This is a genomic window from Rhodoferax sp. TH121 (assembly GCF_002251855.1).
Classification (GTDB): domain Bacteria; phylum Pseudomonadota; class Gammaproteobacteria; order Burkholderiales; family Burkholderiaceae_C; genus Allorhodoferax.
This window is the reverse complement of sequence record NZ_NOXW01000022.1, coordinates 266,528-280,922: the sequence shown is the minus strand read 5'-3', so window position 1 is coordinate 280,922 and position 14,395 is coordinate 266,528. Positions and strand designations below refer to the sequence as shown.

The following is a 14,395-nucleotide window of genomic DNA, read 5'->3' as shown; positions in this document are numbered from 1 at the left end:
CACGGCCTTAGATCACCACGTTGACCAAACGGCCGGGCACCACGATGACCTTTTTGGCCGTGGCACCGGCTGCGTGGCTCATGAAAGCCTCACTCGCCAGGGCTGCCGCCTCGATGGCTTCTTTGCTGGCACCGGCAGGCACCCGCACCGCGCCCCGCAGCTTGCCATTGACCTGCAGCACTAGCTCGATCTCGTCCTGCACCAAGGCAGAAGCATCCACCTGCGGCCAAGGGGCATCCAACAAGTCACCCAAGGTGCCCGCGTAGCCAAGCTCGGACCAGAGCGCATGCGCCAGATGCGGCGTGGCGGGGTACAGGCAGCGCAACAGGATGCCAAAGCCTTCGATCAGCGCCACCTGGGCACCTGCGCTGTCCATGGCCTTGAAGCCCTCCAGCGCGTTGATCATTTTCATGGTACCGGACACCACGGTGTTGTACTGCATGCGCTGGTAGTCAAAGTCCACCTGCTTGAGCACGCTGTGCATTTCCAGGCGCAGCGCTTTGGCTTCCTTGCCAAATTCGACATCTTTTAGGCTGCTAGCCCCCACCACACTTGCGCGAGCAGCTACGGAATCCATAGCAGACAACTTGTAGCCAAAGTTCCAGACGCGACGCAGGAAGCGGTAGCTGCCTTCCACGGCCGCATCGTTCCACTCTAGCGTGGCTTCGGGTGGCGCGGTGAACATGGTGTAGATGCGCGCCGTGTCAGCACCGTATTTGGCAATCAGCGCCTGCGGGTCCACACCGTTATTCTTGGACTTGGACATGGTGCCCACGCCCTCGTAGTCGATGGGTGTGCCCACGGGCAGCAGGCCATCGCCACTCTCTGCCTCGTTCTTGAGTTTGGCGCCCACCACCTTGCCAGCCCCGTCCAGCACATGCTCCACGTCGTGCGGCCAGAAGTAGTCCTTGCCGCCCTTGGCGGTTTTGCGGGAGTAGATATGGTTGAGCACCATGCCCTGGGTCAGCAGCTTGGTGAAGGGCTCGTCGACCTTCACCAGGCCCAGGTCACGCATCACTTTGGTCCAGAAGCGGGCGTACAGCAAGTGCAGGATGGCGTGCTCGATGCCGCCGATGTACTGGTCCATGCCGCTGCCACCGGTAGCGGCACTTTGGTCCCGCATCCAGTAGTCCGTACCGCCAGCCACCATCTTCTCGGCGTTGGTGGGGTCGCAATAGCGCATGAAGTACCAGGATGAGTCCACAAAGGTGTCCATGGTGTCCGTTTCGCGGCGTGCGGACTTGCCGCACACTGGGCAGACCACGCCGGCATGGAAACCTTCGTGCTTGTGCAACGGGTTGCCGGAGCCATCGGGCACGCAATCCTGCGGCAGCACGACGGGCAGATCTTTCTCTGGCACCGGGACCGCCCCGTGTTCCTCGCAGTGGATGATGGGGATCGGCGTACCCCAATAACGCTGGCGGCTCACGCCCCAGTCGCGCAGGCGCCAGGTGGTTTTCTTCTCGCCCAGGCCCTTGGCGGCCAGGTCGGCGGCGACGGCGTCCACGGCCGCCTTGTAGGCCAGGCCGTCGTACTTGCCAGAATTCACGGTCACGCCACGTTGCTTGTCGCCATAGGAATCGGCCCATGCGCTGGTCGAGAACGACTCGCCGTCCACCGCCACCACCTGTTTGATCTCGATGCCGTACTTGAGCGCAAATGCAAAGTCACGCTCGTCGTGCGCAGGCACACCCATCACAGCGCCATCGCCATAGCCCATCAGCACGTAGTTGCCGACCCACACGGGAACCTGCGCGCCAGTCAGCGGATGCGTGACAAACAAGCCTGTAGGCTGACCTTTCTTTTCTTGCGTGGCCAGCTCGGCTTCGGTGGTGCCACCGGTTTTGCATTCCTCGATAAACGCTGTCAGCTTGGGGTTGGCAGCCGCTGCGTGGGCAGCCAGCGGATGTTCAGGCGCCACCGCACAGAAGGTCACACCCATGATGGTGTCGGCCCGGGTGGTGAACACGTACATGCGGCCTTCGCCAATCAAGGCACCCGATGCATCCTTGATATCGTGCGGGAAGGCAAAGCGCACGCCTTCGCTCTTGCCAATCCAGTTTTCCTGCATCAGGCGCACGCGGTCGGGCCAGCCGGTCAGCGTGGCCTTGTCGTTGCCCATCTGCACGTGGTCCAAGAGCTCTTGCGCGTAGTCGGTGATCTTGAGGTAGTAACCGGGGATCTCGCGCTTCTCCACCACCGCGCCGGTACGCCAGCCCTTGCCGTCAATCACCTGTTCGTTGGCCAGCACGGTCTGGTCCACAGGGTCCCAATTCACCACCTGGGTCTTGCGGTAGGCAATACCTTTTTCCAGCATTTTCAGGAACAGCCACTGGTTCCATTTGTAGTACTGCGGGTCACAGGTAGCCACCTCGCGGCTCCAATCGATCGCGAGGCCCATGGCCTGCATCTGGCCCTTCATGTACGCGATGTTCTCAAAAGTCCACTTCGCGGGTGGCACCTTATTCTTCAGCGCCGCGTTTTCGGCGGGCAGACCAAATGCATCCCAGCCCATGGGCATGAGCACGTTGTGCCCATTCATGCGCAGATACCGCGCCAACATGTCATTGATGGTGTAGTTGCGCACATGGCCCATGTGCAGCTTGCCGCTGGGGTAGGGCAGCATGGAACAAGCGTAGAACTTTTTCTTGGGCTTGCCCTGGGCATCCAGCGTGTTTTCGGCCACGCGGTAAGCGTTCTGGCCATTCCACAGGGGTTGCGACCAATGCGCTTGGGCCGATTGTTCTACGTCGAGGTGCTGGTACTTGTCTTGCATGGGGAATGGGCAGCGCCGGGCTGCCAATGGAAAGGGCGAAAGGCGATTTTAGGCGCTGCGCTGGCGCCCCACTTTGGGCGCCTAGGGCGTGGCTGCTGGTGGCTCAGGATTGGCAACAAACCCGATGCGGCTCAGACCAGCCGCATGCGCCAATCCCATAACCTCAACCACCCGGCCATAAGGCACGGAGGCGTCCGCACGCAATTGCACTTCGGTGAGCGGGTTTTGGGCAGCAGACTTACGCAGGGCGTCCGCAAGTTCTGGCAAAGCAATCGGCTGGTCCGCCAGGTAGGCTTGACCGGACTTGTCGAGTGCCAGCGATACAAACTGAGGCGCTTCGGCAGCCTGGGCACCCTCAGTTTGGGGCAATTCCACCTTGACGGCGCTCACCATGAGTGGTGCTGTAATGATAAAGATCACCAGCAACACCAACATGACATCGATCAACGGCGTCATGTTGATTTCACTCATGGGTTGCGCGCTGGCCGTGCGCTCCAGGCGACCGAAGCTCATCGGGGTTGCGTCACCAACAATTCGCGCAGATCGCGCGCAAAGCCTTCGAGATCCGCCTCGATGCGGCCAATGAGACGCCCCAGGATGTTGTACCCCAGCACCGCCGGAATGGCGACCGCCAGGCCTGCAGCCGTCATGATCAGGGCTTCCCCCACGGGGCCAGAGATCTTGTCGATGCTGACCTGACCTGAACCGGCAATGCCCATGAGCGCGTGGTAAATGCCCCAAACGGTGCCCAGCAAACCGACAAAAGGTGCGGTGGAACCGACCGTGGCCAGCAACACCTGACCAGCCTGCAACTGCCGCAGCACACCATGCAAGGCGTCGCGCAACACACGGGTCAATTGTTGGGAGCGATCACCGCTGGCGCCCAGCGTCCCTGGCAAACACTGCTGAGTTGCTTCGACCAATGGGATCACCAAGAGCTCCCTATCGAAAGCACGCACCGCCGTTTGGGCCTGCGCCCAGTCGGGCGCCTGCCAGAATGCAGCCGTACTGCGCCCCACGTCACGAACAGCGCGCTGCAACAACCAGCCCTTCCACACAATCACCACCCAGCTGCATACCGACATGCCCAGCAGCACCACAGACACCGTGGTACTGAGCGGGTCACCTTGAAACAGCAGGTTGGTATTCATTTGAGGTTCAAGACATCGAACATGTCAAACAAGCCCGACTTGCGTCCCGCCAGGAAGCGCACAGCCCGCAAACTGCCTTGTGCGTAGGTGGCGCGGCTGGAGGACTTGTGGCTGATTTCAATGCGTTCGCCGGTGCCAGCGAACAGTACGGTGTGATCGCCCACGATGTCGCCACCGCGGATGGTGGCAAAACCGATGCTGGAGGGATCACGCTCTCCGGTCACGCCATACCGCTCGTAAACGGCGCACTCTTTCAGATCACGGCCCAGCGCGTCGGCAATGACCTCACCCATCTTCAAGGCAGTGCCCGAGGGTGCATCCACTTTGTGGCGATGGTGGGCTTCGACGATCTCGATGTCATATCCGGTCGACAAGGCCTTGGCCGCCATTTCCAGCAACTTCAGGGTGACGTTCACGCCCACACTCATATTGGGGGCCATCATGATGGCAATGTCTTTGGACGCCTCTGCAATCTCGGCCTTCTGCGCGTCGGTAAAGCCGGTAGTACCAATCACCACTGACACACCCAATTCGCGGCATACCCGCAGATGTTCCAAGGTGCCTTCTGGACGGGTGAAGTCGATCAGCGCGTCACACCCCCGTAGCCCCTGGTGCAAGTCTGAAGTAATCAGCACGCCAGTGGGTTGACCGGCGAAAGCCCCAGCGTCCAGGCCCAAGGCAGGGCTAGTGGCAATGTCCAGCGCGCCGCCCAAGCGGCAATCGTCTGCGGCACGTACCGCATCAATCAACATCTGGCCCATGCGGCCGGAAGCGCCAGCAATGGCGATGGTGTGGGTCATGTCCCTGTCCTGTAGAGAAAAACGTTATTGCCCTGCGGGCTCCAGTGGCGGGTAGGCCACAGGTGTAGTGGCTGGGGTCGTCGCGGTGTCAGGTGTGGCTGGCGCCGGGAATTTCTGCAGCTTGTCCTCCGGCGCAGTCAGGGCCGGCAAAGGCCCCTTGTTGGAAGAAGACTTCAGGGTGGCCACAAACTCCGATTCGCTGGGGAGCTCATCCGCTTCGATGCGCTCCAATGCGTCATTGGTGAAGAACACGGTCACGCGGCGCGACTGGGGTTCCGCACCCTGGCGCTTCAGGGTGAACACATAGTCCCAGCGATTGGCATGGAACACGCTCGCAAGCAAGGATGACCCCAGAACGTCTTGCACCATGGCGCGCGGCATACCTGGGCGCAGCACGGCGAGTTGCTCACGCGTTACCACATTGCCCTGCACGATATCAATCTTGTAGGGCTGCACGCTTTGTGCGGCCTTGGCCACCGTTTCGCCGGTGCTACTGAGCGTGCTGCATCCTGCCAATGCAGCCAAGAGCACCACCACCAAGGGAAAACGTGAACCGCGTAGCAGGTTGTTGGGCATGAAAAGTCAAGAACGATATGATCACTCGATTGTAGCGGTTGGCCTGCGCCAGCCAGACTGGCGCCTGCGCCCGGAGAATGCCATGAGCAACATCAACGAACTCAAAAATACAGGCCTCAAAGCCACCGTTCCTCGCCTGAAAATCCTGGAAGTTTTTCAGCGTGGCACGCAACGCCACATGACAGCCGAAGACGTGTTCCGTGTTTTACTGCAAGAACGCTCAGACGTCGGCTTGGCCACCGTCTACCGGGTATTGACGCAGTTCGAACAAGCCAGCATTCTGAGCCGCAGCCATTTTGAGAGTGGCAAGGCCGTGTACGAGCTCAACGAGGGCCAGCACCACGACCACCTGGTGTGCCTGGATTGCGGCAAAGTGGAAGAGTTTTACGACGCTGAAATCGAAAAACGCCAGCATGCTGTCGCAAAAGCCAAGGGCTTCACCATTGCAGACCATGCGCTGAGCTTGTACGCCACCTGCACCAAGGACAAGTGCCCCCACCGCAATAGCCCTGCCAACTGAGGTACCGGACCGAATCAGCCTTCCGACATCGCCTTGCGGTGCCGCTCGACAAACTCTTGGTAGGTATCAATGCCGCGCAGCTGCAGGATGGTATTGCGGACAGCGGCTTCGACCAGCACCGCAATATTGCGACCGGCGACCACCTGAATCACCACTTTGCGCACGGGTATACCGAGCACATCTTGGGTCAGTGGCTCGTAGGGGATACGCTCATACTCGCGCTCCAGCGTCTCGCGGCGCACCAAATGCACAATGAGTTTGAGCCGCATGCGACGGCGCACTGCGGTTTCACCAAAAATGCCGCGAATGTCCAAAAGGCCAATGCCGCGCACTTCCAGCAGATTTTGCAGCAGCTCGGGGCACCGTCCCTCAATGGTAGTCTGGTTAATGCGGTAGAGATCTACCGCGTCATCGGCCACCAAGCCGTTGCCACGAGAGATCAACTCCAGACCCAACTCGCTCTTGCCCAGACCAGACTCTCCGGTGATGAGCACGCCCAATCCCAAAATGTCCATGAATACGCCATGCATGGACATGCGTTCCGCGAAATGCTTGGAGAGGTAGGCGCGCAGTACATCGATCACGAAGGCCGACGACTCTTTGGTGGCGAACATGGGGATCTGCGCCCGCTCACACATGGACAGCAAGGCCTGGGGCGCCACTTGCCCATCCGCCAGCACCAGCACGGGCGGCTCCAGCGTCACGATACGCGCAATGCGGCGCGCACAATCCTCGGGCGTCGCATTGGTGATATAGGTGATTTCCCGCTCACCGAGTATCTGGACGCGGTAGGGGTGGATATAGTTCAGGTAGCCGACCAAGTCTGCGCCAGAGCGGGCGGCGCTGATTGCGACTTCATCAAAGCGACGCTCGGAAGCTCCCAAGCCAGCCACCCACTCCCAGCGCAGATAGGCCCGAAATTCTTCGAACAGGGCGTCTGCACTGACCGCGGTGGGTTTCACAACGCGACTCGGCTGGAAAAATCAGGCAGCACGAGCCGACTGCCAACCTGCAATCAAGCCATGCAATTGCATGGAATCGCTACAGACCGTGAGCTGCTCACGCAAGCTCGCATCACTGAGCAACTCCGCGATTTCGGACAGGATTTCGAGATGTTTCTGCGTTGCAGCCTCGGGCACCAGCAGAAAAATGAGCAGGCTGACCGGAACATCGTCCGGAGCGTCAAAACCAATCGGCTTGGCAAGCTGAAACACCGCTGCCATGGGGGCTTTGAGACCCTTGATCCGTCCATGGGGAATCGCCACACCATGGCCCAGACCTGTGGAACCCAGGCGCTCCCGGGAAAACAGGCTGTCCGTCACCAAGGCACGGCTCAGGCCGTGGAGGTTCTCAAACAGCAGGCCGGCTTCTTCAAAAGCACGCTTTTTGCTGGTGACATCGACTTGCGCAAGAACTTGCGAAGCGGAGAGGATGGACGCGAGTCGGTTCATGGTGTGGAGCGAATTATGCACACAAAAAAACCGCCCGTGAAAGGGCGGTTTTTGGGTGGCTGTCTCTAGCGCTTTGGAGTTACGCGGGACCTCACATCAAACGCTTCGGTGCCTCGTGGTGGTGGTTCTGCAAACGGTCTTTGTGGCGAACCACCTGGCGATCCAGCTTGTCGACCAACTCGTCTACGGCCGCATACAAATCCGCATGGGCACTTTCCGCAAACATATCGCTGCCCTTGACGTGGATGTTGCATTCGGCACGCTGCCGTCGCTCCTTCTCTTTTTGCTTCTCAACGGTGAGTAGTACCTTGACGTCGACCACTTGGTCAAAGTGGCGCATGATGCGATCGAGCTTGGTCGTGACATAACTGCGCAGTGCGGGGGTAACTTCAAGGTGATGACCGCTGATCGTCAAATTCATAAATAGCCTCCAGTTGCTCTCAGGGTTGACAAAGCCTTCCACTTGCGGTGGTCGGCGCTCACACTAAAAATCCGAAACTTCTGAACCCTATTTGCGGTCGTCTTGAGAACGACTATGCGCCCGTTTGAAAGTGATTGCAATCGGTTTTTGTAATGCATTGCAACATGCAGGGACTCTTTACTTGAAGACTGGCACAGCAGCTTGATGGAGCCGCAAACGCGCGCCCACCACAATTGTCAACAAGCTCGCACACCCGCCCACGATTGCAGCCCATCCATAGTTTTGAACCAGTCCAGCGGAATCGCGACTGATGATGTACCCCCCCACCAAAGCGGCCAGCCCCATGGCCGCAGACTGAACTGCAGAGTTCAGCGTCATAAAGGTACCCCGCAACGCAGGATTGGCTGCAGAGGTGAGCATGGCCATACCGGGGATCATGCGCCCGCTCATGCACACAAAAAACAGCGTGGAGACCAGCAACACCCACCCCATGGCAACCTGCTCCAGCTGCGTAATCGCCAGCATGGGCAGCAGCACAATGGCGGCCATCACCCGAAAAGTCTTGAATTTGCCCCACCCATCGGCCAGACGCCCGATTACGCGTGCAGTCAGCAGGGTTGCCACACCACCGCACAGGTAGATATAGGGGACCTGGTCTGCACGCATGCCCACATTGGCCTGCATGTAAATGGTGATGTAGGGTATGACAGTAAACCCTGCGAACATCAGCAAGGCCGAAAAGACAAACGCCTGCTGGTGGTTGCGGTCTACCACCACATCGCGGATACGACTCCAGGATGAGCTGTGCACTTGGGCCGCTACATGGTCGCTCAACGATGGCATGGAAAGATGGGCAAATACCATGAGCACCACACTGAGCGCAGCAATCAGGATGAAGGGGAGGTGCCAGCCAAAGTGGGCCGCCAGAAACAAGCCTAAAGGCACACCGGCCACGGTCGACACGGAAAACGAAGTCATCACCACCCCCATAGCGCGTCCACGGCGTTCGTAGGGAATCACGTCGCCCACAATGGTCTGGCTCAAGGCGGAGAGCACGCCACCAAAAATGCCGGCTGCAATACGGGCCGCCATCAGGCTGCCGTAAGTCGGCGCCAAGCCACAGGCTAATGTAGACAGGGCAAACAAGCCGTACAACACCATCAAAAGGCGCTTGCGGTCGAATCGGTCGATATAAGTGGAAGCCGCCAGACCCGAGGCCCCTGCCGCGAGCGTGTAAGCCGACACCAGCATGCCAAATTGGGCATCACTGATCTGGAACAGTGCCGTCAGAGCAGGCCCCAGCGGCATCATGATCATGAAGTCTAGGATGTTGGTGAACTGGATCCCGGCGAGGGTGATCAAGAGCCATAGTTCGCGGCGCGGCGATAGAGCGGTGGACATGCGACAAGACCAAAAAGAAGTGCATGGGAATGCAGGGGAGAACACTCTACCACCCCATTCTCGGTGCGATAATTTGTACAACGTCACTCTCGGAGAAAGCTCCTTGGAAACCTACCCCAGTCGGTAGCTTTCGACTCCCAGCACTGCAGCGGGGTTGAAAGCACCCAACCCCCACCGCAGACACCAACACCTCGGGAGTGAGCCATGCTCAATATCTTTACGCTCGCCAACGGTCGACTCTTTCAGGAAGAAATCGAGTCGCTGGAGGAGCTCTCCAAATTCCAGCCCATCTGGGTGGACCTTGAATCACCCACGCTGGAAGAAAAGCGCTGGGTAAAACAGTACTATGGCCTGTCCATCCCGGACGATGCGATGGACGAGGACATTGAAGAGTCCGCGCGCTTCTATGCTGAAGACAACGGCGATGTCCACATCCGCAGTGACTTTTTGGTGGCCGATGACAACGAGCCCCGCACAGTACGCGTCGCCTTCATCCTGAACTTGGTCAACGCCAACCTCAAGAGCAAGGGTGTACTCTTCTCCATTCACGACGAAGACGTGCCTGTGTTCCGGTTATTGCGCATGCGCGCGCGCCGTGCACCGGGTCTGATCGAAGACGCCAAAGAGGTGCTGCTCAAGCTGTTTGACGCCGACGCCGAATACTCGGCCGACACACTGGAAGGCATTTACGACGAGCTGGAAAAAGTCAGCAGCCAGGTGCTGTCCGGGGACGTGACCGACGCCATGGCGGGTGAGGTGCTGGGCTCCATTGCGCGCCATGAAGACATGAATGGCCGCATCCGCCGCAACGTGATGGACACGCGCCGCGCCGTGAGCTTCATGATGCGCAGCAAGATGCTCAACGCCGAGCAGTTTGAAGAGGCGCGGCAAATTTTGCGTGACATCGACTCGCTGGACTCCCACACCGCGTTCCTGTTCGACAAGATCAACTTCTTGATGGACGCCACGGTCGGTTTCATCAATATCAACCAGAACAAGATCATCAAGATCTTCTCGGTGGCCAGCGTGGCTCTGCTGCCTCCCACCCTGATTGCCAGCCTGTACGGCATGAACTTCAAGTACATGCCCGAGCTGGACTGGTCGCTGGGTTACCCCTACGCACTGGCCCTGATGGTGGCCAGCGCACTGGTCCCCATGTGGTACTTCCGCAAGCGTGGCTGGCTGAAGTAAATACAAGCCAAATGCGGCTCAATCCCTTATGGAATATGCGTAAACAGCTATTATTTTGATAGCGATTTGAGAAAATTTTCAACAATACCCAGGGCGTACACACTGGCCACCTCTTGCACAAACGTGCGGAAATCCTGGTGGGCAGCGTCGTCCGCGCGATCAGAAATAGTGCGCACAGCGGCAAACGGCACGCCGTAGTCCGCACACACCTGGGCCACGGCAGCACCCTCCATCTCCACCGCCAACGGTGTGTAACCCGCCGCCCGGAGTTGGCCAACCAGCCCCGCCACTTCGGCGGCGCCACTGACAAATCGGTCGCCACTGGCAATCAGGCCATGGTGGACCACAGGAGCGCGCCCCTGGTGACGGATGCGGGCCAGTGCGGCGTTGCTGGCCATCTGCAAGGCACCACACAGGCCCGCATCGCCCGCAAAAAGCGCCTGGTCGTACAGCGGAATCTCATACCGCGGGAACAGCGGCGAGGCGTCCATATCGTGCTGCACATAGGACGTACCCACTACCACGTCCCCCACCTGCACGCCGTCACCCACACCACCAGCCACGCCCGTAAAAATGACCCGGCTCACACCCAGATGGGCAATCAGCGCGGTGGCGGTGGTGGCTGCCGCCACCTTGCCAATGCGCGACAAAGCCAGCACCACCGGCTGGCCCCACAAGCCTCCGCCCCACACCGTGCGCCCGGCCAACACCACGTCACGCGCACCCTGCATGTGCTGCAGCAATCCGGACTGTTCTTCGGCAAGGGCACTCAAGATGGCAATGGGAGCGACGATACGGGACATGGGTGTAAAGAGCAAAAAGAGGTTAGCGTAGCAGGCACAAAAAAGCGGCCCGCAGGCCGCTCTCTGTTCCACGCCAAGCGCCTGTAGCGACAGATGGCATGAGCGGGTTACTTGTCGCGCAGCTCGCGACGCAGGATCTTGCCCACCGGCGTCTTGGGCAAGTCGGCCCGGAATTCGATCACCTTGGGCTGCTTGTACCCCGTGAGGTTTTCCTTGCAGAAGTTGCGTACATCCTCTTCGCTGAGGTTGGGGTCTTTCTTGACAATGACCAGCTTCACAGCCTCGCCGGACTTCGCGTCAGCCACCCCCACACACGCGCACTCCATCACGCCCGGCATCTGGGCGACGACATCCTCCAGCTCGGTGGGGAACACATTAAAGCCACTGACCAGAATCATGTCCTTCTTGCGGTCTACGATCTTGAAGAAGCCCTTTTCGTCCACCACACCGATGTCACCGGACTTGAAGAAGCCATCCGCGGTCATGACTTTTGCTGTTTCGTCGGGACGCTGCCAGTAGCCGGCCATCACCTGCGGTCCTTTGATCGCAATCTCACCACTCTGGCCAGCAGGCACTTCGTTACCGTCGTCGTCCAGCAGCTTCATGAAGGTACTGGAAACGGGAATGCCGATGGTGCCGGTGTATTCGTTGGAGGTGATCGGATTGCAGCTGGCGATCGGCGATGTCTCGCTCAGGCCATACCCTTCACAAATCGGGCAGCCAGTCTTTTCAAACCACAGCTTGGCCACCGCGCTCTGCACGGCAGTGCCACCGCCAACCGAGACCTTCAAATGACTCCAGTCCACGGTATTGAAGTCGGGGTGGTTGGCCAAGCCGTTGAACAGGGTATTGACTGCCGGGAAGCTGTGGATCGTGTGCTTGGCAAGCTCCTTGAGCACACCAGGAATATCGCGTGGATTGGGGATGAGGATCAGCTTGCCGCCGGTGCGCATGGACAGCATCATGCCGACCGTGAACGCAAAGATGTGGTACAGCGGCAGCGCACAGACAGATGTAGGCTGCACCCCGGCAGGCACCTTGGCCATGGCCGGCCCATACCAGGCCTCTGCCTGCAACGCATTGGCAATCACGTTGCGGTGCAGCAGCACCGCCCCTTTGGACACACCGGTAGTGCCGCCGGTGTATTGCAAGACCGCCACATCATCCGCCTTGGTATCCGGCTTCTTGAAGGGCGCCTTGGTACCACGGGCAATGGCTTCGTTGAATCGAACTGCTCCTGCCAGCGTGTAGGCGGGCACCATCTTCTTGACGTTGCGCACCACGTAGTTCACCAGCGCCCCCTTGAGCAAACCTAACTGGTCGCCCATGGAGCACAGCACCACATGCTTGACCGGTGTGGCAGCAATGCATTTTTCCAAGGTGGTGGCAAAGTTCTCAATGATGACAATCGCCTTCGCCCCGGAATCCTTGAGCTGGTGCTCCAGCTCACGGGCGGTGTACAGGGGGTTCACATTCACCACCACAAAACCCGCACGCAGAATACCCGCTACCGCTACGGGGTACTGGGGCACGTTGGGCATCATGATCGCCACACGATCGCCCTTCACCAATCCCAAGCCCTGCAGATAGGCTGCAAACGCCTGGCTAAGGCTATCCGTCTGGGCATAGGTCACGTCCTTGCCCATGAAGTTGTAAGCCACCTTGCCGGCATGTTTCTGGAAGCTCTCTTCCATCAGGCCCACCAGCGAGGGATACATCGCAGGGTTGATGTCCGCTGGTACTCCCTTGGGGTAGCTACTTAGCCAAATGCGATCACTCATGTCTTTGTCTCCATCCTATTTTTTGAAATCAGCCGAGCATTGTCATCGTGCCGTGCGCAGCGCGGGCGTGTGCTTTCCCTTAGCTGCGCAGCACGCAGCCGCCATCAGGTCTTCAGCGCCCCCAGCACCTCGTCCAGCATTTTCTTGGCGTCGCCAAACAACATGCGGTTGTTCTCTTTGTAGAACAGGGGGTTGTCCACACCCGCATACCCCGAAGCCATGCTGCGCTTCATCACGATCGAGGTTTTGGCCTTCCAAACCTCGAGCACTGGCATGCCAGCAATCGGGCTGGCCGGATCGTCCTGCGCAGAGGGGTTCACGATATCGTTGGCGCCAATCACCATCACCACATCGGTGTCAGGGAAATCGTCGTTGATTTCTTCCATCTCAAACACGATGTCATAAGGCACCTTGGCCTCGGCCAGCAGCACGTTCATATGGCCCGGCATGCGCCCTGCCACGGGGTGGATGCCAAAACGCACGTTCACGCCTTTTTCACGCAGGGTGCGGGTGATTTCGAACACCGTGTGCTGGGCCTGCGCCACCGCCATGCCGTAGCCCGGCACAATGATCACGCTCTTGGCTTCGCGCAACAGCTCCGCAGTCTCGCCAGCGTTCACGGGCACCACCTCGCCGGCTGGGTGCACCGCGCCACCGTCCACCTTGGGGGCTGCGGGTGCGCTACCAAAACCGCCAGCAATCACGCTGATGAAGCTGCGGTTCATGGCGTTGCACATGATGTACGACAGGATAGCGCCGCTGGAACCCACCAGCGCACCGGTGACGATCAGCAAATCGTTGGACAACATAAAGCCCGTGGCTGCAGCGGCCCAGCCGGAATAGCTATTGAGCATGGAGACCACTACAGGCATGTCGGCGCCGCCAATGGCCATGACCATGTGCACACCAAACAGCAGGGCAATCACCGTCATCACGATCAGCGGCGTCATGCCTTCGGCCACCGAACCAGCCTGCACAAATTCGCGTCCAAACCAGATCACCACCAACAAACCTACCAAGTTCAGCAAATGGCGAGCCGGCAGCAGCAAGGGCTTGCCACCAATCTTGCCGTTGAGTTTGCCAAAAGCGATCAGCGAACCGGAGAAAGTCACCGCACCGATCAGGATGCCGATGTAGATCTCCACTTCGTGGATCACTTTTTCGGCTCCAGTGTGTTGAACCGACGTATCGACATAACTCGCGAATCCGACCAGACAGGCAGCCAATCCCACCATGCTGTGCATCAGCGCCACCAGCTCGGGCATCTGCGTCATTTGCACGGTTCGGGCCGCGTACAGACCCACGCCGCCGCCGAGCAGCATGGCCCCGGCAATCCAGGGCAGGCCGGCGGCTGTTACCGTGGGGCCGAACACCGTGGCCAGCACCGCCAGCGCCATGCCAACCATGCCATACAGATTGCCGCGCAGCGCGGTGGACTGGTTGGACAGGCCGCCCAGACTCAGGATGAACAGGATGGTCGCGCCGATATAGGAGACCGTAGCCAAACTTGCAGACATCTTCAGG

14 protein-coding genes are annotated in these 14,395 nt (G+C 59.4%); 2 read left to right on the top strand and 12 right to left on the bottom strand.

The annotated features are described in order from the left end of the window. Positions 1-7: 7 nt before the first annotated feature. The 5 genes from leuS to CHU94_RS15600 form a co-directional block, all read right to left on the bottom strand. A complete protein-coding gene (leuS, locus tag CHU94_RS15620; protein WP_094481571.1) occupies positions 8-2,776 on the bottom strand; it encodes a leucine--tRNA ligase in 2,769 nt (922 codons plus the stop codon). 81 nt (positions 2,777-2,857) lie between these two features. Beyond that, positions 2,858-3,289, bottom strand: a complete 432-nt coding sequence (locus tag CHU94_RS15615) for a biopolymer transporter ExbD (protein ID WP_094481569.1) — start codon at positions 3,287-3,289, stop codon at positions 2,858-2,860. Next, positions 3,286-3,927 (bottom strand): MotA/TolQ/ExbB proton channel family protein, encoded by a 642-nt coding sequence (locus tag CHU94_RS15610; protein WP_094481567.1) that lies wholly within the window; start codon positions 3,925-3,927, stop codon positions 3,286-3,288. The genes CHU94_RS15615 and CHU94_RS15610 overlap by 4 nt, the downstream gene beginning before the upstream one ends. Continuing rightward, positions 3,924-4,727: a 4-hydroxy-tetrahydrodipicolinate reductase gene (gene dapB / locus CHU94_RS15605; RefSeq protein ID WP_094481565.1), complete on the bottom strand. Its 804-nt coding sequence runs from the start codon at positions 4,725-4,727 to the stop codon at positions 3,924-3,926. The genes CHU94_RS15610 and dapB overlap by 4 nt, the downstream gene beginning before the upstream one ends. A 24-nt stretch (positions 4,728-4,751) precedes the next feature. Next, complete coding sequence (locus tag CHU94_RS15600; RefSeq protein ID WP_094481563.1) at positions 4,752-5,303, bottom strand: outer membrane protein assembly factor BamE; 552 nt, start codon at positions 5,301-5,303, stop codon at positions 4,752-4,754. Positions 5,304-5,385: 82 nt separating this feature from the next. On the opposite strand from CHU94_RS15600, the gene fur reads away from it, so the two are divergent. After that, complete coding sequence (gene fur, locus CHU94_RS15595) at positions 5,386-5,823, top strand: ferric iron uptake transcriptional regulator (protein WP_094482781.1); 438 nt, start codon at positions 5,386-5,388, stop codon at positions 5,821-5,823. A gap of 14 nt (positions 5,824-5,837) precedes the next feature. Here fur and hprK read toward each other — a convergent pair whose 3' ends face one another. The 4 genes from hprK to CHU94_RS15575 all read right to left on the bottom strand — a co-directional run bounded on the left by hprK (position 5,838) and on the right by CHU94_RS15575 (position 9,096). Next, positions 5,838-6,785: an HPr(Ser) kinase/phosphatase gene (gene hprK / locus CHU94_RS15590; RefSeq protein WP_094481562.1), complete on the bottom strand. Its 948-nt coding sequence runs from the start codon at positions 6,783-6,785 to the stop codon at positions 5,838-5,840. Positions 6,786-6,806: 21 nt separating this feature from the next. Continuing rightward, the gene (locus tag CHU94_RS15585; RefSeq protein ID WP_094481560.1) at positions 6,807-7,274 is read right to left on the bottom strand and encodes a PTS sugar transporter subunit IIA; all 468 of its coding nucleotides are present in this window, start codon (positions 7,272-7,274) and stop codon (positions 6,807-6,809) included. Between the two features lie 91 nt (positions 7,275-7,365). Then, complete coding sequence (gene raiA, locus CHU94_RS15580; RefSeq protein WP_094481558.1) at positions 7,366-7,695, bottom strand: ribosome-associated translation inhibitor RaiA; 330 nt, start codon at positions 7,693-7,695, stop codon at positions 7,366-7,368. Positions 7,696-7,872: 177 nt separating this feature from the next. Beyond that, positions 7,873-9,096, bottom strand: coding sequence for an MFS transporter (locus CHU94_RS15575; RefSeq protein WP_094481556.1), 1,224 nt, complete (start codon positions 9,094-9,096; stop codon positions 7,873-7,875). A 204-nt stretch (positions 9,097-9,300) separates the two neighbouring features. Between CHU94_RS15575 and corA the strand changes: the two genes are divergently transcribed. After that, complete coding sequence (gene corA / locus CHU94_RS15570; protein WP_094481554.1) at positions 9,301-10,287, top strand: magnesium/cobalt transporter CorA; 987 nt, start codon at positions 9,301-9,303, stop codon at positions 10,285-10,287. Between the two features lie 50 nt (positions 10,288-10,337). On the opposite strand, the gene CHU94_RS15565 is transcribed toward corA, so the two are convergent. The 3 genes from CHU94_RS15565 to pntB all read right to left on the bottom strand — a co-directional run bounded on the left by CHU94_RS15565 (position 10,338) and on the right by pntB (position 14,388). Next, on the bottom strand, positions 10,338-11,090 hold the full coding sequence (locus CHU94_RS15565; RefSeq protein WP_094481552.1) for a 5'-methylthioadenosine/adenosylhomocysteine nucleosidase: 753 nt from the start codon (positions 11,088-11,090) through the stop codon (positions 10,338-10,340). Positions 11,091-11,197: 107 nt separating this feature from the next. Beyond that, complete coding sequence (locus CHU94_RS15560; protein ID WP_094481550.1) at positions 11,198-12,871, bottom strand: long-chain-fatty-acid--CoA ligase; 1,674 nt, start codon at positions 12,869-12,871, stop codon at positions 11,198-11,200. Positions 12,872-12,975: 104 nt separating this feature from the next. Next, on the bottom strand, positions 12,976-14,388 hold the full coding sequence (pntB, locus tag CHU94_RS15555) for a Re/Si-specific NAD(P)(+) transhydrogenase subunit beta (RefSeq protein WP_094481548.1): 1,413 nt from the start codon (positions 14,386-14,388) through the stop codon (positions 12,976-12,978). Between the last annotated feature and the right edge of the window lie 7 nt (positions 14,389-14,395).

Coding starts and splice junctions, on each gene's coding strand:
- leuS (WP_094481571.1), bottom strand. CDS start 2,776: ATGCAAGACAAGTACCAGCACCTCGACGTAGAACAATCGGCCCAAGCG.
- CHU94_RS15615 (WP_094481569.1), bottom strand. CDS start 3,289: ATGAGCTTCGGTCGCCTGGAGCGCACGGCCAGCGCGCAACCCATGAGT.
- CHU94_RS15610 (WP_094481567.1), bottom strand. CDS start 3,927: ATGAATACCAACCTGCTGTTTCAAGGTGACCCGCTCAGTACCACGGTG.
- dapB (WP_094481565.1), bottom strand. CDS start 4,727: ATGACCCACACCATCGCCATTGCTGGCGCTTCCGGCCGCATGGGCCAG.
- CHU94_RS15600 (WP_094481563.1), bottom strand. CDS start 5,303: ATGCCCAACAACCTGCTACGCGGTTCACGTTTTCCCTTGGTGGTGGTG.
- fur (WP_094482781.1), top strand. CDS start 5,386: ATGAGCAACATCAACGAACTCAAAAATACAGGCCTCAAAGCCACCGTT.
- CHU94_RS15585 (WP_094481560.1), bottom strand. CDS start 7,274: ATGAACCGACTCGCGTCCATCCTCTCCGCTTCGCAAGTTCTTGCGCAA.
- raiA (WP_094481558.1), bottom strand. CDS start 7,695: ATGAATTTGACGATCAGCGGTCATCACCTTGAAGTTACCCCCGCACTG.
- CHU94_RS15575 (WP_094481556.1), bottom strand. CDS start 9,096: ATGTCCACCGCTCTATCGCCGCGCCGCGAACTATGGCTCTTGATCACC.
- corA (WP_094481554.1), top strand. CDS start 9,301: ATGCTCAATATCTTTACGCTCGCCAACGGTCGACTCTTTCAGGAAGAA.
- CHU94_RS15565 (WP_094481552.1), bottom strand. CDS start 11,090: ATGTCCCGTATCGTCGCTCCCATTGCCATCTTGAGTGCCCTTGCCGAA.
- CHU94_RS15560 (WP_094481550.1), bottom strand. CDS start 12,871: ATGAGTGATCGCATTTGGCTAAGTAGCTACCCCAAGGGAGTACCAGCG.
- pntB (WP_094481548.1), bottom strand. CDS start 14,388: ATGTCTGCAAGTTTGGCTACGGTCTCCTATATCGGCGCGACCATCCTG.